This window comes from Pedobacter sp. 05T44 (assembly GCF_056395985.1).
Window position 1 is genome coordinate 214,570 of sequence record NZ_JBFTKO010000001.1, and the last position, 23,859, is coordinate 238,428.

Sequence of the window (23,859 nt, forward strand, 5' to 3'; positions counted from 1 at the left end):
GAATCACCACTGATTCAGGCCCTTTTTTGAATTATTTAATCCAAATTATTAACGTGAATAATTTGGAGCTTCTTTAGTGATTGAAATATCATGAGGATGACTCTCTCTCATTCCGGCAGCTGTAATGCGTACAAATTTAGCTTTCTGTAAATCTTCAATAGTTGCAGCACCACAATAGTGCATACCTGCTCTTAAGCCTCCTACATATTGATAAATCACCTCGGCCAATGTTCCTTTATAAGGTACGCGACCAACAATACCTTCCGGCACCAATTTGGTAACTACATCTTCCTCATCCTGGAAGTAACGGTCTTTTGATCCTTGTTGCATTGCTTCAACAGAGCCCATACCACGGTAAGATTTAAACTTACGTCCTTCGTAAATGATGGTTTCACCTGGCGACTCCTCTACTCCGGCGAATAAAGATCCTGCCATAATAGAGCTAGCTCCGGCTGCTATAGCTTTAACAATATCTCCTGTTTGTTTGATACCACCATCAGCAATTACAGGAATTCCTGTGCCAATTAATGCCTGAGCACATTCAAAAACTGCATATAACTGTGGTACACCAACACCAGCAATGATTCTGGTAGTACAGATAGAACCTGGACCAATACCCACTTTTACTGCATCAGCTCCGGCAGCTGCCAAAGCTCTTGCAGCTTCCGCTGTAGCAATATTACCTGCAATAACCTGTAAGTCGGGGAACTTAGCTTTAATGGCCTTAACCATATCGATAACACCTTTAGAGTGACCGTGAGCAGTATCAACTGTAACTACATCAACTCCTGCTTGTACCAGTGCAGCAACACGATCAATGTTATCAGCAGCTACACCTACTGCAGCACCTACACGTAATCTGCCGCGTTCGTCTTTACAAGCTTTAGGATAGTTTTTATATTTTTGAATGTCCTTAAAAGTGATTAATCCTGCTAGTTTACCTTCTTTATCAATTACAGGAAGTTTTTCAATTTTATAATCCTGTAAAATTTCCTCTGCCTGTAAAAGAGTTGTACCCTCTGCAGCAGTGATCAGGTTTTCGCTAGTCATCACTTCAGAAACTTTACGTTGCATATCTTTTTGGAAGCGCAAATCTCTATTGGTAATTATACCAACCAATTTACCATCTGAATCTATAACAGGAATTCCACCTATTTTAAACTCTTTCATGATCTGAAAAGCATCGGCAACCTTGGCATCTTTACTTAAAGTAACAGGATCCTGGATCATTCCGCTTTCTGAGCGTTTTACTTTTCTTACCTCCTCTGCCTGACGCTCGATGCTCATGTTTTTGTGAAGCATACCGATACCACCTGCCTGGGCAATGGCAATAGCCAATCCAGATTCAGTTACAGTATCCATTGCAGCAGAAACTACAGGAACATTAATACGTATTTTTTTTGTAAGGAAACTCCCTGTATCCACGTCACGTGGCAGAACTTCAGAGTAAGCTGGTACTAATAATACGTCATCGTATGTTAGACCTTCGGCGATAAATTTATTGGGATCGAGTTGCATAGCAAATAATTTATGAGTTACTATTTGCCGGGCAAAAATACGATTATTATTGATACTGTGCAACAGTTTTAGAAATATTGGGCTTAGGCACTAAAAGTTTACAATTAAATTAAATAGCGCCAGAAAATAATATTGAGCAAATTGTTTTATACTTTTGCGTAAAAATTAACGACATGAAGAAAACGCTCTTTTCAATTGCGCTTGCAATTGCTACAACGGCATGCTATGCCCAAACGCCAAAAGTTAAAACTGACACAGTTATAACTGATCTATCTTACACAACTGTTGATAAAACTACCCAATCTCTAAAGCCAACTACAGGTGCAATAGTTACAGAACTTAATTTCAATCCCTTTAAAGGAAACTTAAGCTTAAACAACTCTCTTAATCAGATTAAGGTAAGATATTTTATTAGCCCCGACATTGCTTTAAGACTAGGTTTTCACGCAAGTCAAAAGGATTCAACCGCAAACGTAAATAATCCCTACGGGCCACAGGGTATTTTTGTTAAAAATGAAAGAAAAAGCACTTTAATTGGACTTAATTTCGGTGTTGAAAAACATTTCAAAGGCACCAGGCGCTTATCCCCCTACATCGCTGCAGATATTTCGGTAAGCAGTAAATCTGCAAATCAGGAAATTAAGGACAATGGCGTTTCTACATCCATTAAAAATGGCTGGCTCGAGACAATCTATTTACCAAACAATCAGAGCTATTACACTCAACTTCAAGAAAATGCATACACTCGATATGGCATCAATCTAATTACAGGCTTTGATTTTTATATTGCCAAAGATTTCTTTTTTGGTTATGAGTTCAATTTTAACTTATCAAAAACGGAATATAAAAATATTCGAACCACAGTTACGGGACAAAATACTGGCACAGGGCAACCGACTACCAACTTCAACGATACAGGAAAGAAATCTGCATCAACATTTGGCCCTACACTAATAAATGGCGTCCGTATTGGCTATTCATTTTAATACGGAACTCGATATGAAAAAGAATATATTACTAATAGCGATTACTTTAATTTCTTTACTTCAGTTTCAAAGCTGCAAAAAAGACAATCTTACCGGTCCGGAAATTCAAACGTTATCAGCGACTGCACTGGCGCCAAACGCTGCAACCTTTATTGGCAACATTGTTAGTAAAGGTAATTTTAATCCTTCTGACTACGGTTTTATATACAGTACAACATCAGATGTTAGTGATGTAAAAGGAACAAAAGTTTCTTTAGGTAAAGATGTACCTCAAGGAGAATTTACAAAGGAAGTCCGTAACCTTAGCCTAAATAGTCCATATTATCAATCAACCCTTTTTGTCAGGGCTTATATAACAGATGAAAAAGGAACTGCATTAGGGAAAACTATACAAATAAACCTACCTACTCAACAGGCTGGGAATGTTAGTCCAAATTCCGGAAAAGTGGGAGATCAGGTTAAGATTACCGGAAAATTCTATATAGAATCCGATAGCGCAATTGAAGTTACCTTTAATAACATAAAGGCCAAAGTACTATCTATTTCCGATACAGAAATTGTAGCTGAGATACCTCAAGGGATTCAAGCAAGACATGGTAATCAGCTTAGTATAGAAGTAAGCATTAGCGGACAGAAGGTTTCAGTTTCAAATGGTTTTACTATATACGCCAATGTTAAAGATTTTTCTCCAAAATCAGGACCAATAGGTACACTGGTTACTTTTACGGGTGACAATCTTCCTGACTACTATAATTACCCAAGTACTTTTAGCATATTTTTTGGAAACATACAGGTAAATACCTTATATGGAAGCATCCCTCAAATATCCGTGCCTTCTACCGTTGAGGTGAAATCAGAAGTTTCAGTAAGATTAGCCGATAAAAAATTTGTTTTACCAGGCGAGTTTACAGTTACTCCTCCAGTAATAACTGGCCTGAATCCAGCGGTCACTTTACCCGGAACTTCAGTTGCAATTTCCGGTAATAATTTCCCAGGCAATTTCGAACATAATCAAGGGATGCCTACTGCTACTATTGGAAGCACGGATGCGCAAGTTTTTCCTGATTATCAAGGTGGTTTTACTATGATCGTTCCTGAAAGCTTGTCAGCAGGTGATTATACAATTACCTTTAAATCAGGTCCAAATACGGTAACCGCACCTAAGAAGCTTAAAGTCCTTTCTTATGCATTTACTAATTTTTCGCCTGCATCCGGTGCTCCTGGTATGGAAATAGATATTACAGGAAATTTTATTAAAGATCAGAGTTATTATGTTTACTTTGGAACTATACCTTCTTCTGGCGCCGCTACTTCCGCAACAAATTTAAAAATAGCCGTTCCAGGAGGAATTAATGCGGGGAATGTAAAACTTTATCTGGAATTTGCCGGAAAAAAATATACAATAGCTAAAGAATTTAAAATGCTTGGACCCGCTATTACTTCTTTTACACCAACATCTGCCGTTGCTGGATCCATTGTAACGATTAAAGGTGAGGGCTTTGCGCAGAATTATTATAGCACTGTTGTTAAATTCGGCACTATTGAAGCACCGATTACAAGCATCACCGAAAACACAATCACTGTAGCCGTACCTTCCAATTTAAATCCAGGAACGATGAAATTAACTGTGATTTCGAATGGACAAACGGTGATAAGTTCTACTAATTTTACCGCTACAAACTAAAGTAATAAACACATTATATTAAACTAAAGAGCTTATCTAATAAATTGAGATAAGCTCTTTTAGTTTAGAAACAAACCTTTACAATCCAGTATCAAAACGCTTAACCCCTGTCCCTATTCTAACAGGTTCAGGATTCTTTGCAGGATTAAATGGATCATAATAATAAATTGATGCTTGCTGAAACAGCGGCATATGCTTTTTTAAACGCTGAATAAATGCTTGGAAATCCTTTGCGTTTTTACTCCATGCAGCTTCTGCAAGTGCAGTTATTCGCGGAAACAACAGGTAATCTAATCGTTGATCGCTTTGAATCGTCTCGGTCCATAGATCAGCTTGTATGCCCAAGATCTGTTTTTTACTTACTGAACCATCTAAGTAATTATCCTGGGAAAAGGAGTAAGCGCTTTCTAATGCATTGTATAATTTATTGCTCCATTTGCGGCCGTAATTATGGGTGCTATCCTGAACAAAATCAAAATAAAATGGCAGTCTCGGACACAGGACAGTTTGGTATCCCTTTTTAAGAGATAGAGTTAACATATCGGGTTTATCATGTCTCCACCAGAAGATAATTGTCTTGTCTTTAGGGAGATCAACTTCCGCCATCTCATCCCACACAAGTAATTTCGCATTCATACTGTATACCGAATCTGCCATACGTTTCATGAAGTATTTTTCTACTTCTTTAACATTTGCCAGTCMTTTACTTTGCATTAGCGTTTTAATATCCGCATTTGTAGACCATTGCTGATTGCCATAGCTTACCTCATCGCCCCCAAGGTGAATCATTCCTGAAGGAAATAATGCATTGGTTTCGCGCAGGATATTTGAAAGATATTGATAAGTACCTTCTTTACCAGGGTTGAATGTGAATTCAGGATGTCCTTCAGACCCACCTCCACTAAATTCTGGATATGCGCGGTTCGCGGCAGAAGCATGTCCTGGCATATCTATCTCTGGAATAACAGTAATAAATCTCTGGGCCGCATAAGCGACTACTTCCTTCACCTGTTCTTGCGTATAATACTGTGAGGGTAAAGTTCCATTCAAAAAATCACCAATGCCACCAATTAGAGCGAGTCCCGGATATTTTTTAATTTCAATACGCCATGCAGGCTCATCGGTAAGGTGCCAATGGAAACGATTCAATTTATAGAAAGCCATCCAATCCAGAATAGATTTAACTTTTGCTACACCAAAGAAATGTCTTGATTCATCAAGCATCAAACCTCGCCATTCGTATAAAGGACTATCCTGTATCTTCCATCCTTCTAACGAAAGTGAACCTTTTAGATTTTTCGACTGTCTGGCAATCTGCAGCAACGACACAACCCCATAGAAAGCCCCTTCAGCATCACTAGCTGTTATTGCAACTCCTTTTGAATTGATTTCCAAAGTGTATATGTCTGAGCTCTTTTTTGATGTAAGTACTAATTTTACCCCAGGTTCTTTTGATGTATTGGCAACACTTAAAGGTAGACCCTGCTCTTTCAGTAATTCTTGTTGAAGATAATGAGCCACCGATTTTAAAAGTTCAGATTCTGCAAGTATAGGAGTATGCCGAGTGAGCACAAAAGAGCCATCGGTTTTAGCAAACTTTACTGGCTGAGGGATAATCGGACATACTTCCTGAGCATTTGTGATTTGATAACCAATCAGCAAACTACAAACCAGTATTAATCTTTTTAAATTCATTTACTCAATTATTTTATACCATTATCTGCCCATCCATCCCCCATCTACTGTCATCACGGTGCCGTGCATATAAGATGAGGCCTCTGTAGCCAGAAAAACTATTGGACCTTTAAAATCTTCTGGTTCACCCCATCGCCCTGCAGGAATACGCTCCATAATAGAGCGACTACGGTTCTCATCAGCTCTCAGTGCAGTTGTATTATCGGTTGAAATATATCCGGGTGCTATTGCATTTACATTTACCCCTTTAGCTGCCCATTCATTAGCAAAAGCTTTTGTTAACTGGCCAATTGCCCCTTTACTGGCTGCATAACCAGGCACGGTAATGCCACCTTGAAACGTTAGCAGAGAAGCTGTAAAAATTACCTTTCCTTGTCCACGCAAAACCATTTCTTTTCCAATTTCCCTGGTAAGGATAAAAGGAGCTGATTGATTTACGGCGACCACTTCATCCCAATACTCATCAGGATGTTCGGATATAGGTTTTCTTAAAATTGTTCCTGCATTATTTACAAGAATATCTATTATCGGGTGATCTCTTTTTACCTGATCAATAAATAGTTTAAGTGAATTGCGATTGCTAAAATCGCATTGATATGCGTAGAATTTCCTGCCAAGCGAGGTTATAGATTTTTCTACATCACTTCCTGATAGCTCTAAATTGGCGGATACGCCAATAATGTCGGCTCCTGCCTCTGCAAGGGCCTCTGCCATAGCCTTACCTATACCTCTTTTGCACCCTGTAACTAAAGCCGTTTTTCCTTTTAAATTAAATAAATCAAGTATCGCCATTTTTTCTTTGTTAAGAGAGTACCTCGTCATCTCGGCGCCAGGAGAGATGACGATTAGTGCTTTTTTAAAACATCATTTATTATTGAACATTAACCTTCAACGGTTGATTTAATTTCTGATTAAAAGTGTCCAGATGTTTAAACCATTCATTTGCAGTAGTAATTTCATTTCCCTTACTCCATGCAGAGCCATTATAGTAAACAACCGGCTCTTTGCCTTTAACCAAAGTATGGGTTAGCAAATGAACCTTATCGGTATTCATTTTTACCTTTCCACCTGGAATAATCGTTGCTACCCCGGTAATTCCATCTGCACCATGCTCTGGCTCCCAGTAACCCATTATGCCTTGTTTTTCATCCATTAGGATAACCCCTGGCTCAGCTCTTTTAACTATCCCTATTACCGCAGGAAGATCCGCTCCGTCTGAATAAGTGTAATCAGCTTGTATACGGTTAAAGTGAGAGCCTGCATCCAGAGATATTGTTTTTACTACTTTTACCGGTTTACCTGCCACATCCCACTCATCATAACCTAACTGAAATGAGGTACGCAAAGGCCCATTATCCAATACCTTCCAGTTATGATAATTTTTAGAATAGTAAACTGAGTCATTAACATAAGGAGCAATATCACCTGCCCCTAAAGTTAATCCTACACTATAATAATCCATTCCATCACCATGATCTGTATGGTAATCACCAGTTTTGTACCAATCATTAATTACCAGCTTACTTGATCTTTTAACCCAAATGTCTATTCCAAAGGCATTGTCCTTTCTAGTTTCTAATGCTTTACCGTACATGCGGTTAGCAACTTTATCGTTCTCCCACGCAAAGTCATCATAGCGTTCAGGGACATAGCGACCATATGTCTTTTTAGTTATAGCAGCAGGTTTGCCTGCGACTATTAGGAGTTTAGCAGTCCCTTTTGCTTTAACGTTAATTTGTACCAGTAAATTCTGTATAGCTACTTCTCCTTTGTGTTCCAACTGAAAAGGAATTTCTTTTTTGGTAGCTGCATCTAATACTTTGAAATTCGCAGTATCAATACCGGGATATTTTGTGATAATGGTAGCCCAGTTAATAGACAATACCTCACCTACCCGCGCTATATCAGATGAATTACTCACTATAATGGTTGTTTTCACCACATTGGTTTGTGCCTGTACAAAGAACGATGCTCCGGGCAGTAACAATAATAAAGCAAATACTTTTCTCATAATCTCTTTATTATTTAAGCTCATTAATTGCACAATGATCCATATCTCCATAGTCAAGATTTTCACCTGCCATACCCCAGATAAACGTATAATTACTTGTACCCGCTCCTGAGTGTATAGACCAGTTAGGCGAAATCACGGCCTGCTCATTTTGCATCCAGATGTGTCTGGTTTCCTGTGGTTCGCCCATAAAATGGCAAACACTTTGTCCTTGCGGTACTTCAAAGTAAAAATAAACCTCCATCCTACGGTCATGAGTATGTGCAGGCATAGTGTTCCAAACGCTTCCACTCTTTAACTCAGTCATACCCATTTGTAATTGACAAGTAGGCAAAACACTATTCACCAATAGTTTATTTATAACGCGGTGATTTGCTGTTTCAGGACTTCCGAGCTCAACAATTTCTGCCTCAGCTTTTGAAACCTTTTTACTTGGATATTTATGATGGGCCGGTGCAGAATTAATATAAAATTTTGCAGGCTTCTTTTTATCGGCAGATGCAAATGTTACATTTCTAGTCTCCTTACCAATATAAAGCGCTTCTTTAAAATCCAGATCATAATTAACTCCGTCGGCCACAACAGTACCTTTACCACCTACGTTAATAATCCCTAGCTCTCTTCTTTCTAAAAAGTATTCAGCTTTTAAACTATCAGGATTTGAAAGTTGTATAGTTTCATTTACGGGCATTATTCCTCCCGCTATATAGCGATCGTAATGAGACAAAGTAAAATGTATATGGTCGGCCTCGAATATCTCGGGGATTAAAAAATTTTTACGCAGATCCGCGGTGACCATTTGCTTTGTTTCATTTGGACTAAGAGCGTATCGGCTTTCAAAATGTGTTTGCATGTTTTATCTTTTTTATTAATATTTTTATAAATACCAGTTTTTATAGCGATGTAATGCCTCTAAAAAATAGTAATCTGCATAGGTCAACGGGACATCAACTTCGGATTTATGAGGTATTGAACCTACGCTATGTTTTAACAGAAATCCCCCATTCTCACCCAATTTTGCACGATAAGCATCAGAGGCTAACGTTTTTAATGCTGTTTCAGCGGCGCTCACATATTGTTTACCTTCCTTTTTATCTGAATACTGAGCGAGCTCCAATAATGCCGAAGCCATAACCGCACCCGCAGAGGCATCACGAAGCGCATTTGGTATTCCCGGAGCATCATAATCCCAGTAAGGAATCATGTCTGCAGGCATATTGCGATCATTTAACATAAATTTGGCAATATTTTTTGCCTGATTTAAATATTGTTTGTTTTTAGTAAAACGATACATCATGGTGTAACCATATAAGCCCCAAGCCTGTCCCCTGCTCCATGCAGATGAATCTGCAGCTCCCTGCGCGGTTATTTTTTGTAAAATTTTACCTGTTTTCATGTCATAATCAATAACATGATAGGAACTAAAATCTGGTCTGAAATGATTTTTAATGGTGGAATTTGCATGTCTAACTGCAATCTCTTTGTACTTTTTATCACCTCCATGGTCACTTACCCAGCTTAACAACTCAAGGTTCATCATGTTATCTATAATAACAGGACCAGCCATTTTTTTGCTGGAATTCCAGGATTGGATCACACCGGCCTCGGGATGGAAGCGTGTTGACAAAGATTCTGCGGCTGTATCTATTGTCTTTTTATACGACGGATCTTTCAGGATTCGGTAAGCATTACCAAAACTGCAATACATCATAAAACCCAGATCGTGATTACCTGTATAATGCTTTTCCTTTTCTAAAATAGAAAGACGTCCTTTAGCCTCCTTTAGAATGTCAGCATCTTTTGTATACTCATAGATATAAAGCAGCGTACCAGGAAAAAAACCACTACACCACCATTTGGTATCACTTGTTTCTACTTTACCTGTGTTTTCGTAATAGGTTTTAGGCATTACATCTGCAGGTACATTTTTGGCAAGCACCTTGTATTGCTGATCAGCAAATTTAAATTGCTCATCAATCAATTGGCTCATTTTTCCGTCCTTACTTTGGGCGCTTAGCATGCCATTATTTATCAGTAAAAAACAGATTACAACAAATAGTTTTCTCATCATCAATGTTATTTAATATTTAGTTTTTAGGTTGTCATTCTTCTAATTAACTGAACAGGTATCGTTATTGGTACTGTTCTTTCATCAGTTATATTGGTATTATTCTTCAAAGAATTTATTAAGGCTTCAACTATCTTTTTACCCACCTCGTCAGGAAACTGCTCTACTGTAGTTATCGCAGGAGTAATTATTGATGTTCTGGGGTCATTTGAGTAACCTATAATTTTTAATTCGCCAGGCACATCAATTCCCTTTTCTCTCGCAAATTCAAGAGCTGCTATTGCACTTGTATCATTGTCGGTAAATAAACCGTTAGGCACAACATCCCCGTCAAACATTTTTCGCATCGCTTCTCTCGCATTGGCATGTGTCAATTCCTGATGAAACACCCAGTTTTCATTTACAGAAAGCTTATGTTGTTCCATCGCTTTTACAAACCCCGCCGATCGGTCCTGATATAAATTTGAAGTTAAAGGCCCCGAAATATGAGCAATCTTTTTACAGCCAGTTTCAATGAGGTGTGAAGTTGCGATGTATCCTCCTCTAAAATCATCACCTTTTATTATGGTTGCTTTTTGTTCATTTAAAGGTACGCGATCGTAAAAAACTACTGGTGTACCATTTTGCAAAAACTTATCGAAATGGCTAAAATCTGTGGTACCCAACGTACATGCTGCAATTAAACCATCAACTCTTGAGGACAAAAGTATCTCTGTTAGTTCCTTTTCCATATCTAATGAGTCATTAGACTGGCATATGATCAGATTATATCCATACTTCTGTAAACCATTCTGAATAGTGGTAATAACCTCTGCGTGAAAAAACATTGAAATCCTCGGCACAATAAGTCCAATGGTATGTGTTTTATTGCTGCGTAAGCCTGAAGCCATATTATTGCGCCTATAACCCAGCTGAGCAGCCATTTTTAGTACATCATTTTTTGTTTTTTCCTTTACATGGGGATGATCATTAAGCGCACGTGAAATTGTTGCAGGCGAAAGCTTCAACGCTTCCGCAATATCCAGAATTGTATTTTGCTGTACCTTTTTTTGGTTGGCCATTTTAATATTATATGAGGCTATTGATTTAAGCTAATCCATATACCAAGCTAATCAATATTACAATTATATGAAAACGTTTTCATAAATTCCAACAAATTAATTCGGCAAGGTTTAAACATTATAAAAACACATAAGTAGTTCATGTAATTTAGGTTAAACTAAGACTTACCAACTTTTTTGTTACAAAAAAATGTCGAATGAATATCATTATATGAAATCGTTTCCGTTCTAAATAGCAAACTAATCTGCATAATATTCTTAATAACATTATATTTACCGCTGAGCACTGTATATTTGCTTGAACGCACAACCTAAACCAAATAAGATCAGATACTTTTAGCCATGACTGTTGGACTTTTTATTCCGTGTTATATTGACCAGTTCTACCCAAACGCCGCTATTGCAACCTTAACTTTATTGAAGAAACTAGGAGTTGACGTGGTTTATCCCACAAAGCAAACCTGTTGTGGTCAGCCTATGGCCAATTCGGGCTTTGAACATCTCACACAAGGATGCAATGATTTATTTATAGAAAACTTTTCTGAATTTGATTACGTGGTATCCCCTTCCGGGAGCTGTGTACTCCATATTAAGGATCATCTTCATGCCGATAAAGCCGAAGACAAGGCCCTTGGAATCAGAAAAAAGATCTATGAGTTAACTGAGTTCCTTATTGATGTACTTAAAGTGGAGAAATTAACTGCAAGTTTCCCTCATAAAGTCGGTGTACACCAAAGTTGCCATGGGCAGCGTGGATTAATGCTTGCGCAAATGAGTGAACTCGTTGAGGCTCCTTTCTCTAAGCCACTGCACCTGCTAAATATGGTTGAAGGTCTGGAACTGATTAATCTGAAGCGACCTGATGAGTGCTGTGGTTTTGGTGGTACTTTTTGTGTTGCGGAAGAAGCCGTATCTGTAAAAATGGGTAAAGACAGGGTTGCAGATCATCTTAACGGTGGTGCCGAATATATTACCGCAGCAGACATGTCTTGCCTGATGCATATGGAGGGTATTTTACGCAGACAAAACAGCAATGTTAAAGTAATACACATTGCCGAGATATTAAACGCACAGGAATTTTAAACCTACAACCAGCAATAATAAAATGAGTACAGGAGCAAAAGATCACGCTCAATTATCAGATATCTTTAATAAAGATGAAGCGCGTGTAGACTGGCATGATGAAACGCTTTGGTTTGTGAGGGCTAAGCGGGATAAGGCTGCCCATAGTTTACCAGAGTGGGAAACCTTGCGCGAAACCGCATCACAAATAAAAGACAATGTTCTATCAAACTTGCATGATTACCTTTTGCAGTTTGAGGCCAATGCTGAAAAGAACGGCATAAAAGTTCATTGGGCAGCCAATGGTGAAGAACACAATAAAATAGTGCATTCCATTTTAAAGGAAAGCGGCGTAAACCGCATTGTTAAAAGCAAATCAATGCTTACCGAGGAATGCCATCTAAATGATTATCTCCATAAAAACGACATAGAGGTTATAGATACTGACTTAGGGGAACGTATTGTGCAACTGGCTGAAGAACCACCCAGCCATATCGTACTTCCTTGTATTCATAAGAAAAAGGAAGAGATAGGAGATTTGTTCCACAAGCATCTTGGCACACCCGAAGGTGCTTCTGATCCGGTATTTTTGACTGCCGCTGCAAGGGATCATTTACGTGAAAAGTTTATTACCAGAAAGGCTGCTATCACCGGAGTAAATTTTGCAATAGCTGAAACGGGCGAGTTTGTTGTATGTACAAATGAAGGAAATGCCGATATGGGTGCACATCTTGCCGATGTACATATTGCTTGCATGGGAATTGAGAAAATAGTACCCTTACGTAAGCATCTTTCTGTATTTCTAAGGATACTTACCAGAAGTGCCACCGGACAACCCATTACCACCTACTCCAGTCATTTTAAAAAGCCAAGACCAGGGCAAACCATGCACATCGTTTTGGTAGACAATGGCAGGACTACACAACTTGGCAGAGAAGATTTCCGCAACTCACTTAAGTGTATCCGCTGCGCAGCATGTATGAACACCTGTCCGGTTTATCGCAGAAGCGGCGGACACAGTTATCACACTGCAATTGCAGGGCCTATTGGTTCCATATTGGCTCCAAACCTGGACATGAAAAACTATGCAGATCTTCCATTCGCTTCCACTCTTTGTGGGTCGTGCAGTAATGTGTGTCCGGTAAAAATAAACATTCATGAACAACTTTATAAATGGCGCCAGGTAATTGTTAAAGAAGGTTATGCAGATCCAAAAAAGGCAATGGCCATGAAAGCAATGGATTTTACATTATCAAATCCATCAATATATAAAATCGCTGGAAGAGCAGGTCGTTGGGTTTTAAAACATGCCCCCTTCACGGTAAACAATAAACTTAATCTTTGGTATAAGCACAGAGAAATGCCAGAATCTCCAAAACAATCATTTGGAGAATGGTATAAACAAAACAATAAAAATGACTAGCAGAGAAGAAATACTGGCTAAAATAAAAACCAATCAACCAAGCGCCAGGCCTTTACCGGCAGACCTTACTACTGTACCAGGTGGAATGGAAAGCATAACGCAGTTTAAAACGGTATTAACTACCATAGGTGGAGCAATAGTTGAAGTTTCAAATTTTGAAGAAATCGCACAATACATTCAACAGGAATTTAAAGATAAAAAAAGACTCATATCTACTCTTCCTGAACTTGCTTCGGTAACCGAATCAGGATGGGAGAATAAAGATCCGCATAGCTATGAAGATGTTGATCTGGCTATAATTAAAGCCCATTTTGGTGTTGCCGAAAACGCAGCCCTATGGGTTACCGAAGATCTGATGCAACAAAGGGTCGTACCCTTTATTTGTCAGCAATTAGCTGTTGTGGTAAACAAAGCCGACATTGTTGCTACCATGCACGATGCCTATAGTAAAATAGGCGACGCCGAATATGGATTCGGATCCTTTATTGCTGGGCCATCAAAAACTGCAGATATTGAACAATCTTTAGTACTTGGAGCCCACGGGCCTAAAAGTATGACCGTATTTTTATTAGGCTAGGGATAACCCTAGCCTAATTTAAAATATTCTTTAGCGTTGTAATAACAGATATCGCTGATAATCTGCCCAATCCATTTCTCGTCATTAGGTAATATTCCATTCTCCATTTCTGCCCCAAACAGGTTACATAATATTCTTCTGAAGTATTCATGTCGTGAATAAGAAAGGAAGCTACGTGAGTCAGTAAGCATACCTACAAAATTGCTCACCATCCCCATATTAGACAATGCGTTCAATTGTTTTTCCATGCCATCTTTTTGATCCAGAAACCACCAGCCAGAACCGAATTGCATTTTACCTTTCATCCTTCCATCGGCAAAATTACCAGTCATAGCTGCAAAAACCTCATTATCTGCAGGATTAAGATTATAAATAATGGTTTTAGTAAGCTGATCAGTTACACTCAGATTGCCTAAAAATCCTGACAATCTTTCAGCATGTCTAAAGTCGCCAATAGAGTCATACCCCGTATCAGCGCCTAATTTTTTGAACATTCCAAGATTGTTATTTCTAATTGCGCCCAAGTGAAACTGTTGCACCCAGTCCTTTTCATGATATAGTTTGCTCAATTCCGTTAAAACATAACCGGCAAAAGCATCAGGATTAGAAAACACAGCATCATCGGTTTTTAAGAAACTGATAAATTCCTTTTTCTCCCCGTCAGTTAAGTTATATGTTGCAGGCAAAGTAGCTAATCCATGGTCAGAAACACTGCAATTATGCGCAGCGAAATAATCAACACGCTGTCTTAAAGCCGCGAGTAACCCCTCAACATCTGTTATAGCAATTCCTGAAACAGCAGAAAGCTGTTTTACATAATCCTTAAATTGAACTGCCTTATCAATCAATAAAGCTTTATCTGGTCTGAACGAAGGTTTTACTTTTACTGAAAAGTCACGCTCACCTAACTGTTTATGATATCTAAGATCATCGCAAGGATCATCTGTTGTACCAACCATTTCAACTTTAAAATGGTTTAACAATCCTTGTGTAGAAAACTCATCTTTTGTAAGCAACGCATTACAGTCTTCATAAATTCTTTTACCGGAATCAGCATGTAGAAAAGAATTGATACCAAAAGGATTTTTAAGTTCCATATGCGTCCAATGAAACAAGGGGTTTCTAACTGTTGCAGGCACCACCCTTGCCCAGGCCATAAATTTATCCTGATCTGCAGCACTTCCTGTAATCAGCTCTTCGCTAACACCCAATGCACGCATCCCCCTCCATTTATAGTGATCACCTTTCAGCCAGATCTCAGTCAGATTAGCAAACTTCTTATTTTCTGCTATTTCTTGTGGTGGCAGGTGATTATGATAATCAATTATAGGTAGGTTTTTTGCATAATCATTAAAAAGTATTTTCGCTTTTTTGCTGCTCAACAAAAAATCTTCAGGTATTACTGCTCCTTCTATCATGTTATTTATCTAAAAACTGGTTTATTATTCCGAACTCTAATCCTCTCAACTCAGCGAGGCCTTTTAATCTGCCGATGGCTGAATAACCTGGGTTAGTTTTTTTCTTGAGGTCATCAAGCATCTGGTGACCATGATCAGGTCGCATTGGAATGTTAGCTTGTCTTTTCTGTTGTATCAAAATGATTTGTTTTACAACATTATACATATCTACATCGCCTTCCAAATGGTTGTCCTCGTAAAAATCACCCGCTTCATTTCTTTTTGTACTCCTTAAATGAATAAAATGAATTCTTTCTCCAAATACATTTACCATTTCAGGCAGGTTATTATCCGCTCTTACACCAAAAGAACCTGTACAGAAGCAAAGTCCGTTATTTAATGAAGGAACAGCAGTAAATAATTTCTGAACCTGCCCGGCTGTACTAACAACTCTTGGTAAACCAAAAATAGGATAAGGCGGATCATCAGGATGAATAGCCAGTTTTATTCCTGCAGCATCAGCAACCGGAACAATTTCTGAAAGAAAATGAATAAGGTTTTGAGAAAGTCCGTCTTCATCGATTCCTTTATACTTATCTAAAGCATCCTGAAACTGTTTTAAGGTGAAACTCTCTTCACTTCCAGGCAAGCCTGCAATAATATTTCTTTGCAACACTAACCGTTCCTCGGCAGACATTTGCTCGAAACGCAATCTACCCTTTTCAAGTTCCTGATAGGTGTAATCATTAACTGCATCTGGCCTGTTCAGCATATATACATCAAATGCCACAAGTGCTGCTTTTTCGAACTTTAAAGCTTTAGCGCCATTTTCAAGTTCAAAGGCAAGGTTGGTTCTTGTCCAATCCAGCACAGGCATAAAATTGTAGGTAACAACCGATACACCACAAGAAGCCAGATTCTTTAAGGAAGTCTTATAATTGGATATATAATTTTCAAAGCCTTTATCCTGAGTTTTTATAGATTCATGAACGGGTACACTTTCTACAACATTCCACTCGAGACCAGCTGTTTCAATTAGATTTTTATGTTTTAAGATCTCTTCAACCGTCCAAATTTCTCCATTTGGAATATGATGAAGTGCACTAACAACTCCTGTGCAGCCAGCTTGTCTGATGTCTGATAAGCTTACCGGATCTTTAGGACCAAACCACCTCATGGTTTGTGTCATTCTGTGTATTTTACTGCCTTGGCTCATATTATATTTAGTTTCCTTATACCGTAATTTACTTTTGTAGTAATAGATGGTATAAAAACTAAATATATATGTTGTTTACAAGATTAAATGCATACTAAACCGCATTTATTATCGAAAACGTTTGCGTCCGGTTATTATGCTGGCACTTCTTCTTTCTCGAACAAGTCCATTACATCATTCCAGTTATCAACTCTTTGATGATGTGTTTTGTAAACATTATGTGCAGCGGTAAACATAATCGTTTTGMCCTTAAAATAATCAAGATTTTTGCAATGGTCATCTATCATGTAATCTGTATTAATAATACTTTTATCGCCACAAAAAACTATGTTTTCCCAACTAATAAATGGAAAATATTCTTGCAACCATTCTTGCTTTTCAGATAAACATTGAGGAAATTCCATTGCTGCTGAAACAACGTATACATCGTAAGTTTCCATGAGTTCTTTTACCGCCTCAATTGCTCCTGGCATTACAGGTATTGTCCTGAAAAATCCAGGCGTATAAACAAATCTTTTTACCGCTGTCTTATCAGGAAACCCTTCCGATTCAAGTACTCCCAACATGTCTTTACGATTTACTTTAACACCATAGTCTCTCTCATACCAGTTTATGAAATGGGTCTCTGTATCGGCGAGCACACCATCCATATCAATAGCTATTGTTTTTTTCATATTTTATTTATTTATATCTTGTAAGAAGTTGCAACAAAAATACAATGTTTTGCAACATATTGCAATTTAATTTTCTTAATATTGCATAATATTGCAAACAAATTATGATAAAGGCAGAAAGACTACAGCAGATAATAGATCACATCACTAAAGAAGGCAAAGTTCTTTTAGGAGATTTAAGTAAACTATTAAATGTTTCTGAAGACACGGTAAGAAGAGATATTAAGGAATTATCAGATGAAGGTTTGCTTAAAGCAGTTCGCGGAGGAGCAGTCTTGCACTCTCCTATTCCAAGACATTATAGAGAAAGAGAAAATTACGACGTTGGCCATAAAGAGATAATTGCGGCCAAAGCCCTAAAATTCATTAAGGATGGCCAGGTAATCATATTCGATGCCGGAACATCAGCTTTAGCTGTTGCAACCGGCTTACCTAAGGAAATTAACATAACCGTAGTAACCAATAATTTCCCTGTAGCCAATATCTTGGAAGACCACCCAAATGCAGAGGTGATTTTTGTAGGCGGACGATTAAATAAATCCTCCTTCTCTACAATGGGGCATGATGCCATACAAGCCATTAAAAATGTTCGTGCCGATATTTGCTTTCTGGGTATCTGCAGCATCGACCTAAACATTGGGGTTACAGGCTTAAATTATGAAGATAGTCAGATGAAGAAAGCGATGGTTGAAACATCTAAACATATTATTGCACTTTCAACATTTGAGAAATTGGATACAGCTGAAAATTACTACATCTGTGCAACAAATGAGTTAGATACCATCATCACAGATATAGATCCAAAGGAAGGCAAGCTACAACGATATAAGGATGCTGGTATTGAAATTATTTAACCTGATAACGATAAACCTGTCTTCCAAGTAAACCATCTGCGTTGATCCCTTCTACAGTTACGCGGTAAGTTCCTTTGTTATCTGAATTGAAATAACTGAGCCTGGCTTTACCTTCCTTATCAGTAACCGTTGCAGGGTTCCAATAGATAGTGCTTCTTAAATCTGCAAGGGAGTTGTTAACTTCGTTATTACCATATTTAGGTACATAGAACTCCTTTACCGAAGCAAACCCTTTTGGAGCATAATAAACTACCGATGGATCATATTTTTGACGAAAATTACCACTTTTAGTATAAATTGCCATTACTGGCGGAGGCTTTAATCCAAACCTGCCACCAAGTAACCTCGCCCTCATCGCATAACTATCATATACGAAATATACCTTACTGATATTTGATCCATCCCCTAATAGCAGCTCCTGAAAATCACAACTTTCAAGAATCCATCCATCAATAGTTACAGCATAAACTCCATCCCCCGATAAGGTACGTGCTACCCACATAGGCCCACAGTCTTCCGACATGATCTGATCAAAACGCACACTTTTGTTGTTGTTCATTTTCTCCAAGCAGTCTTTAAATGTTCCGCAGTTTTGTCTGGAATCCGGTCTAAAAACCTGATCAGCCTGGTTTTCATGGATGGTATTACCAAATTTAGGCAACTTACTCGCCTGAATCCGAACTTCTTTCAAATGCTGGCCACGTCCAATTCTCCCATGTTTTTGCATGTCTAAATCTTGCTTTACACTATTTTCAATAGACGCCATAAGCGCCTTGGGAATATCGGAATTGATGTCACCAATATTAATATTAGGGGTGGCATCTTGTTCAACAAACTTATCAATTTGTATTTCTAATCTTTTACTATTTTTTGCTGTCCTACCCTGGATTGTAAAATCAATTCCTTCGGTAATAAGAAGATTGCTAAACTTAAATTTCCCTTTCCCGTCAGAAATAGTGTCTAAGACCAAGCCTAGCTTGTTATTAATTAGTGTAACCTTACCATCAGCGACCGGTTTATTGTTTAATGTCATTAACTTTCCGGTAATGTTTGTTACTAGCTTTTCAGCTTTATAGACCGGCGGCAATTGCTTGTTAGAAATCAGGTCTTTCCAGACAAACCTTCTATACCCTTGAGTAAGCATTAAAATATCAAGATTAGCTCTTGTTTCATCTGTTGGGTTATGAAAATAATAATTAGGTTTTTCTATATAACCTTTTATATCAGAGCTCAACAACAATTGAGAGAATATAGAGTTCTCGGTAGTTTCATCTGAAGGGACTACATCTTCATTAATCACTGACACTGAAAAATTCCCTACCAAAGGATTCCCCGCAGCATCTCGAGCATCCAATTCTATTTCTACTTTCTCTCTTAATGAGTATTCCTTTTTGGAACTGTTAACTTTTAAGTCCATATGATCATTCTTTTGTACAAAGACGATCCTTTCATTTAATGGATTCCCAGATTCAGAAAAGAGCGCAAATTGTAGAATACCAGATGGGAGTCCCTTCGAAGGAATTGGAATAGAAGTAACAGCCTTGTTTACATGAATATCAGCAGCATATTGAAGATCACCTTCGGATTGGGCAACTAAACTAACAACCTGATCTCCTTTTTTCAAAATGGAACTGCCTGCCCCTATCCTTACTAAAATGGTATCTCCCGTTGTATTATTATACACAGAAAGCGCATAACCTTCATTAACTGCATTAGGCAATTTTAACGTATTTACTGATCCGTCAGGATAAGTTATTTTTGCCTGATAGGTTTTGCCCTGTTCCGATTTCAAATTAAAATAACCCATACCCAAATGTTTCGTTTCCAACTTAGAAACCTCTTTATTTTCATTATCAATTATCACCCCTTGAACAGATACACCTAAACCATTAGCTCCAACCACTTTAACTCCAACCTTTGTCCATATATCGTTTACAAGATTTCCCCCCTCAGGAAAAAATTGAACATCTGTTTGCTGCGAAGCTCTTTTGATAGGAAATGATTTAGGGACATTTTCTCCATCAGCGATGGTAATCCTCGTCAAAATATAAGTGCTACCGGCCTTTTCTGATTTAGAACTTGGCAAGCTTACACTTAGTTCTCCCGACTCATTGGTTTTGCCACCGCCAGTAGCTATTGATTTATAACCTTCTTTTAATTCGTATCTAACGGCTTTATCTGCATACGGTTCTCCCTTTTGATCGGTATATTTTATCAATGCCGTTACTTTAGTTTGCTCCCCATCCTTAGCGTAGATGTAATCTATTTTTGCAAAAACAGTATTTGCTGCAGAGTTACCGACACTAAAGGTTCTGTCGTAAAAATATTCCGGTCCGGCATTACGCATCCATTGGGTATAGGCTCTTAAGCGATAATTCCCTTCTCGAATAGCGGTATCCGAGAGCACAATACTACCTTTAGCCATCCCCGCCATAAGCGGCAATTTAAGCGACTGAGCAATAGAATCACCTTCATTAATCAGCTCTACATAAACAGCCCCACTAAGTGCTGATAGCTGGTGTTTGCTACCAATAGTCACATACGTTTTAAACCATATCGTATCTCCAACAATATAATAAGGCTTATCAGTATGTAAGTAAACTTTTTCCTGAGGATTATTCTCTGCCCAACTTTGGAGAGAAGTTAAAAGCTTTTCAATAGGATCCTCTTCTCGGCCTGTAAAAGCCACCATGCCAATAAATGCTATTGAACAAAATAGGAAAATGGAGCGTTTCAATTTCATAGTTGTCTTAGTAAATGATTAAATACGTGCAATCAAATACAAAGACAACTATGACGTCTCCATTGAGGACACCCATTCAAGAAAAATAATGCTCATTATTTAACTTCGTATTTATAAACCTGCCTTCCTAGTAATCCATCTCCATTAATACCTTCAATAACTACGCGGTAAACACCTTTTGTATCTGCATTAAAAAAGCTAATCTTTCCTTTACCATTTGATCCGACTAAGACACCAGGATTCCAATACACCGTACTTCTTAGATCTGTTATACGACTGTTACTATCATAAACCGGAGCGTAAAATTCCTTTACAGGGTTAAAACCTCTTGGCGCATAACTTACTACTTCAGGAGTATATCCCGAACGCAATACTCCAATCCCTCTTTTCGTTGCTAAAAATAAGCTAGGTCCTCCGGTCATACTCATTATGGCAGCATTGGTACGAGCAACATCAACCCTATCAATATCTAATGGATCCAAATAAAACAGATCCTGAACCTCGCAATCATTAATTTCTCTACCATCAAGAAATACTTTCATCCTTTCATTTCTTGAAAACGGCATGGTAACTGGTCCGCAATCAGCTTCAGCCGATCTGAATTCAACATTGGTGACCGTAGCTCTTAACCACTCCAAAAGTGTCCCAAATGCCTGCACATTACTCGGCCTGTAAGTAAAATCTGCGTGTCCATCTAATACAAGATCATAGCCAAATAGCCTTTTACGCTTTTTTGCACTAATTATAACCTCATTAAGTTGTTGAGCCCGACCCATTTGTCCATTCCTCACCATTTCCGCATCTTGTTTTTTACTATTCTCAAGAGAAGCCATCAATGACTTACCCAGATCAGTATCAAGATCGCCAACATTCATATTTGGTGTTCTGTCCTGATCACGAATTTTATCAACCTTTATTTCTACGTTTTTGCCACCTTTTGCATTTCTGCCTTGCAAGGTGAAACTGATTTCATTAGTAATTAACAGATCACTAAATTTATAATACCCTTCAGCGTTGGTGACTGTATCAATTACCACCCCTAATTTATTATTTATCAATGTTATCTTTCCGCCGGCAATGGGTTTCTCTCCCAAACTCAATAACCTTCCTGTAACATTAGTGGTTAATTTCTCTGCTTTAAAAGCAGGCTGAAATGGCTTACCCGCGGTTATATCTTTCCATACAAACCTTCTGTAGCCCTGTGTAAGCATTAATAGGTCAAGATTTGATTTGGTTTCTTCAGTAGGGTTATTAAAATAATAGCTTGGTTTCTCTATGTAGCCCTTAATATCAGAGCTCAACAATATTTGAGAAAATATAGTATTTTCTTTAGCCTCATCAACTGGAACAGCATCTTCACTAACTACAGATACCGAAAAATTGCCCGAAATTGGAGCTCCATTTGCACTGGCGGCACTTACGTCTATTTCAACCTTTTCCTTTGCTGCATAAACTTTTTTAGCTGTCGATAATTTAACATCCATCTGATCATTGTTCTGGATAAAAATAATCCTCTCATTCATTGGATCTCCGGTCGAAGAAAACAACGTAAACTGGGTAATTCCAGATGGTAAATCTTTTGCCGGTATAGATAAAGATGTTTGTGCCTTACCTATCGGCATACTGCTTGCATAACTTACACTACCGCCCGATTGAGCAATCAAACTAACAGTTTGGCTGCCCTTTTCAAGTACAGAAGGATTTGCTATAATACGCACAAGAACAGTATCTGTTTCAGTATTATTATAAACAGAAAGAACATATCCACTTTCCAGAACAGGAGGCAACTTAACAGACTTTTCTGATCCATCAGGATAAGTCACTTTTGCCTGATAAAGTTTACCCTTTTCAGGCATTAATCTAAACTGTCCCATTCCAAGATGTGTTGCTTCAAATGTTTCTACTTCTTTGCCGTCATTATCAATTATAACTCCTTTAACCGGAACACCTAATCCATCAGTTCCCGTTGCCTTAAATGCAACCCTTGTACGAACACCACTTACTAAAGGACCACTTTCCGGAAAAAACTGAACATCAGTTTGTGTCGATATGCTTTTGATTGCAAACTCTTTTATCACAATTTCTTTCTCCCTGGTCTGAAGCTTGGCTGTTAGGTGCTTATCTTGTAATTTACCAGATTTACCACCTTGTAATTTTATTTTTAGCTGCCCATAATTATCGGTTTCTTTATTGCCGCTAAACACCTTTTCATAGCCATTTTCTAAAAGTGCATAATCAACCTTCCTGTTACTTAAGGCTTCCCCTTTATCATTTGAATAGGTTAACACAGCAGTTACAACATCTTTCGAGCCATCTTTGCTATATTCATAATTGATTTTACAGAAAACAGTATTTGCAACCGAATTACCAACTCTGAGTATCTTATCATAAAAAAACGCGGGATCCGAATTACGCATCCATTGTGTATAGGCTCTTATCCGATAATTGCCGTCACGTGAGCTGCTGTCAGGCAATACAAAACTCCCTTTGGTCATTCCGGCAATAAGTGGTAGCTTTAATGATTTTGCAAGTGAATCTGCCTCGTTATAAAGATCAACATATACCGCACCACTAAGTGCCGAAAGCTGATGTTTGCTGCCAATGGTTACATAGGCTTTAAACCAAATGGTATCACCTACCATGTAATAAGGTTTATCGGTATGAAGGTATACCTTTTCTTGTGGCTGAGTTTCTGTCCATTTTTGCAGTGAGGCAACTAGTTTTTCTACAGGATCGTTGTCCTTTTGCGTAAAAGAAAAAGCAGCTGCAACTAGCAGCACTGAAAAAACAGGAATAGCAATTTTAAGAGCGTTTTTAAATTTCATACGGTTTAATTTGTTTGGATGGTTGGAATTTCATAAATATAAAAAAATATCGTGAAGAGAATATT

The 23,859-nt window shown here is 38.1% G+C and carries 18 protein-coding genes; 6 read left to right on the forward strand and 12 right to left on the reverse strand.

Translation table 11 applies throughout. The features are described 5' to 3' along the window. Positions 1 to 48: 48 nt before the first annotated feature. Positions 49 to 1,518, reverse strand: a complete 1,470-nt coding sequence (guaB, locus tag AC1DDK_RS00840) for an IMP dehydrogenase (RefSeq protein ID WP_068887433.1) — start codon at positions 1,516 to 1,518, stop codon at positions 49 to 51. Between the two features lie 173 nt (positions 1,519 to 1,691). Here guaB and AC1DDK_RS00845 point away from each other — a divergent pair, with 173 nt between their 5' ends. Next, positions 1,692 to 2,504 (forward strand): hypothetical protein, encoded by an 813-nt coding sequence (locus AC1DDK_RS00845; RefSeq protein WP_172663787.1) that lies wholly within the window; start codon positions 1,692 to 1,694, stop codon positions 2,502 to 2,504. 13 nt (positions 2,505 to 2,517) lie between these two features. Then, complete coding sequence (locus tag AC1DDK_RS00850; RefSeq protein WP_337715153.1) at positions 2,518 to 4,188, forward strand: IPT/TIG domain-containing protein; 1,671 nt, start codon at positions 2,518 to 2,520, stop codon at positions 4,186 to 4,188. Positions 4,189 to 4,266: 78 nt separating this feature from the next. Here AC1DDK_RS00850 and AC1DDK_RS00855 read toward each other — a convergent pair whose 3' ends face one another. The 6 genes from AC1DDK_RS00855 to AC1DDK_RS00880 all read right to left on the reverse strand — a co-directional run bounded on the left by AC1DDK_RS00855 (position 4,267) and on the right by AC1DDK_RS00880 (position 11,023). After that, positions 4,267 to 5,883 carry a beta-N-acetylhexosaminidase gene (locus AC1DDK_RS00855; RefSeq protein ID WP_477633754.1) on the reverse strand — a complete coding sequence of 539 codons (1,617 nt, stop codon included), beginning with the start codon at positions 5,881 to 5,883 and terminating at the stop codon, positions 4,267 to 4,269. 21 nt (positions 5,884 to 5,904) lie between these two features. After that, positions 5,905 to 6,675, reverse strand: a complete 771-nt coding sequence (locus AC1DDK_RS00860) for an SDR family oxidoreductase (RefSeq protein ID WP_216854523.1) — start codon at positions 6,673 to 6,675, stop codon at positions 5,905 to 5,907. Positions 6,676 to 6,754: 79 nt separating this feature from the next. Beyond that, complete coding sequence (locus AC1DDK_RS00865; protein WP_337715157.1) at positions 6,755 to 7,894, reverse strand: DUF4861 family protein; 1,140 nt, start codon at positions 7,892 to 7,894, stop codon at positions 6,755 to 6,757. A gap of 10 nt (positions 7,895 to 7,904) precedes the next feature. Beyond that, entirely contained in the window at positions 7,905 to 8,747 is an 843-nt protein-coding gene (gene kduI, locus AC1DDK_RS00870) for a 5-dehydro-4-deoxy-D-glucuronate isomerase (RefSeq protein ID WP_172663791.1), read from the reverse strand. A gap of 24 nt (positions 8,748 to 8,771) precedes the next feature. Continuing rightward, positions 8,772 to 9,965, reverse strand: coding sequence for a glycoside hydrolase family 88 protein (locus AC1DDK_RS00875; protein ID WP_172663792.1), 1,194 nt, complete (start codon positions 9,963 to 9,965; stop codon positions 8,772 to 8,774). Between the two features lie 23 nt (positions 9,966 to 9,988). Then, positions 9,989 to 11,023 carry a LacI family DNA-binding transcriptional regulator gene (locus AC1DDK_RS00880; RefSeq protein ID WP_337715159.1) on the reverse strand — a complete coding sequence of 345 codons (1,035 nt, stop codon included), beginning with the start codon at positions 11,021 to 11,023 and terminating at the stop codon, positions 9,989 to 9,991. A 342-nt stretch (positions 11,024 to 11,365) separates the two neighbouring features. Between AC1DDK_RS00880 and AC1DDK_RS00885 the strand changes: the two genes are divergently transcribed. From AC1DDK_RS00885 to AC1DDK_RS00895, 3 genes are read left to right on the forward strand one after another with little or no spacing between them, the layout of a single operon-like run. Then, the gene (locus AC1DDK_RS00885; RefSeq protein ID WP_288882353.1) at positions 11,366 to 12,106 is read left to right on the forward strand and encodes a (Fe-S)-binding protein; all 741 of its coding nucleotides are present in this window, start codon (positions 11,366 to 11,368) and stop codon (positions 12,104 to 12,106) included. A gap of 22 nt (positions 12,107 to 12,128) precedes the next feature. Continuing rightward, positions 12,129 to 13,508, forward strand: coding sequence for a lactate utilization protein B (locus tag AC1DDK_RS00890; protein ID WP_337715161.1), 1,380 nt, complete (start codon positions 12,129 to 12,131; stop codon positions 13,506 to 13,508). Then, the gene (locus tag AC1DDK_RS00895; protein WP_337715164.1) at positions 13,501 to 14,085 is read left to right on the forward strand and encodes a LutC/YkgG family protein; all 585 of its coding nucleotides are present in this window, start codon (positions 13,501 to 13,503) and stop codon (positions 14,083 to 14,085) included. The genes AC1DDK_RS00890 and AC1DDK_RS00895 overlap by 8 nt, the downstream gene beginning before the upstream one ends. 8 nt (positions 14,086 to 14,093) lie before the next feature. Here the strand turns inward: AC1DDK_RS00895 and uxaC are convergent, their stop codons facing one another. From uxaC to AC1DDK_RS00910, 3 genes are all read right to left on the reverse strand, one after another. Continuing rightward, complete coding sequence (gene uxaC, locus AC1DDK_RS00900; protein ID WP_337715166.1) at positions 14,094 to 15,503, reverse strand: glucuronate isomerase; 1,410 nt, start codon at positions 15,501 to 15,503, stop codon at positions 14,094 to 14,096. A gap of 1 nt (position 15,504) precedes the next feature. Further along, positions 15,505 to 16,671, reverse strand: coding sequence for a mannonate dehydratase (gene uxuA, locus AC1DDK_RS00905; protein ID WP_337715168.1), 1,167 nt, complete (start codon positions 16,669 to 16,671; stop codon positions 15,505 to 15,507). 161 nt (positions 16,672 to 16,832) lie between these two features. Next, positions 16,833 to 17,372 (reverse strand): 5' nucleotidase, NT5C type, encoded by a 540-nt coding sequence (locus AC1DDK_RS00910; protein WP_477633755.1) that lies wholly within the window; start codon positions 17,370 to 17,372, stop codon positions 16,833 to 16,835. A 104-nt stretch (positions 17,373 to 17,476) separates the two neighbouring features. On the opposite strand from AC1DDK_RS00910, the gene AC1DDK_RS00915 reads away from it, so the two are divergent. Then, positions 17,477 to 18,226, forward strand: a complete 750-nt coding sequence (locus tag AC1DDK_RS00915) for a DeoR/GlpR family DNA-binding transcription regulator (RefSeq protein ID WP_172663799.1) — start codon at positions 17,477 to 17,479, stop codon at positions 18,224 to 18,226. On the opposite strand, the gene AC1DDK_RS00920 is transcribed toward AC1DDK_RS00915, so the two are convergent. Both AC1DDK_RS00920 and AC1DDK_RS00925 read right to left on the reverse strand, forming a co-directional pair. Next, entirely contained in the window at positions 18,219 to 20,969 is a 2,751-nt protein-coding gene (locus AC1DDK_RS00920; protein ID WP_288882348.1) for a carboxypeptidase-like regulatory domain-containing protein, read from the reverse strand. The two genes, AC1DDK_RS00915 and AC1DDK_RS00920, sit on opposite strands and share 8 nt — an antisense overlap. A 95-nt stretch (positions 20,970 to 21,064) precedes the next feature. After that, positions 21,065 to 23,794, reverse strand: coding sequence for a TonB-dependent receptor (locus tag AC1DDK_RS00925; protein WP_337715171.1), 2,730 nt, complete (start codon positions 23,792 to 23,794; stop codon positions 21,065 to 21,067). Between the last annotated feature and the right edge of the window lie 65 nt (positions 23,795 to 23,859).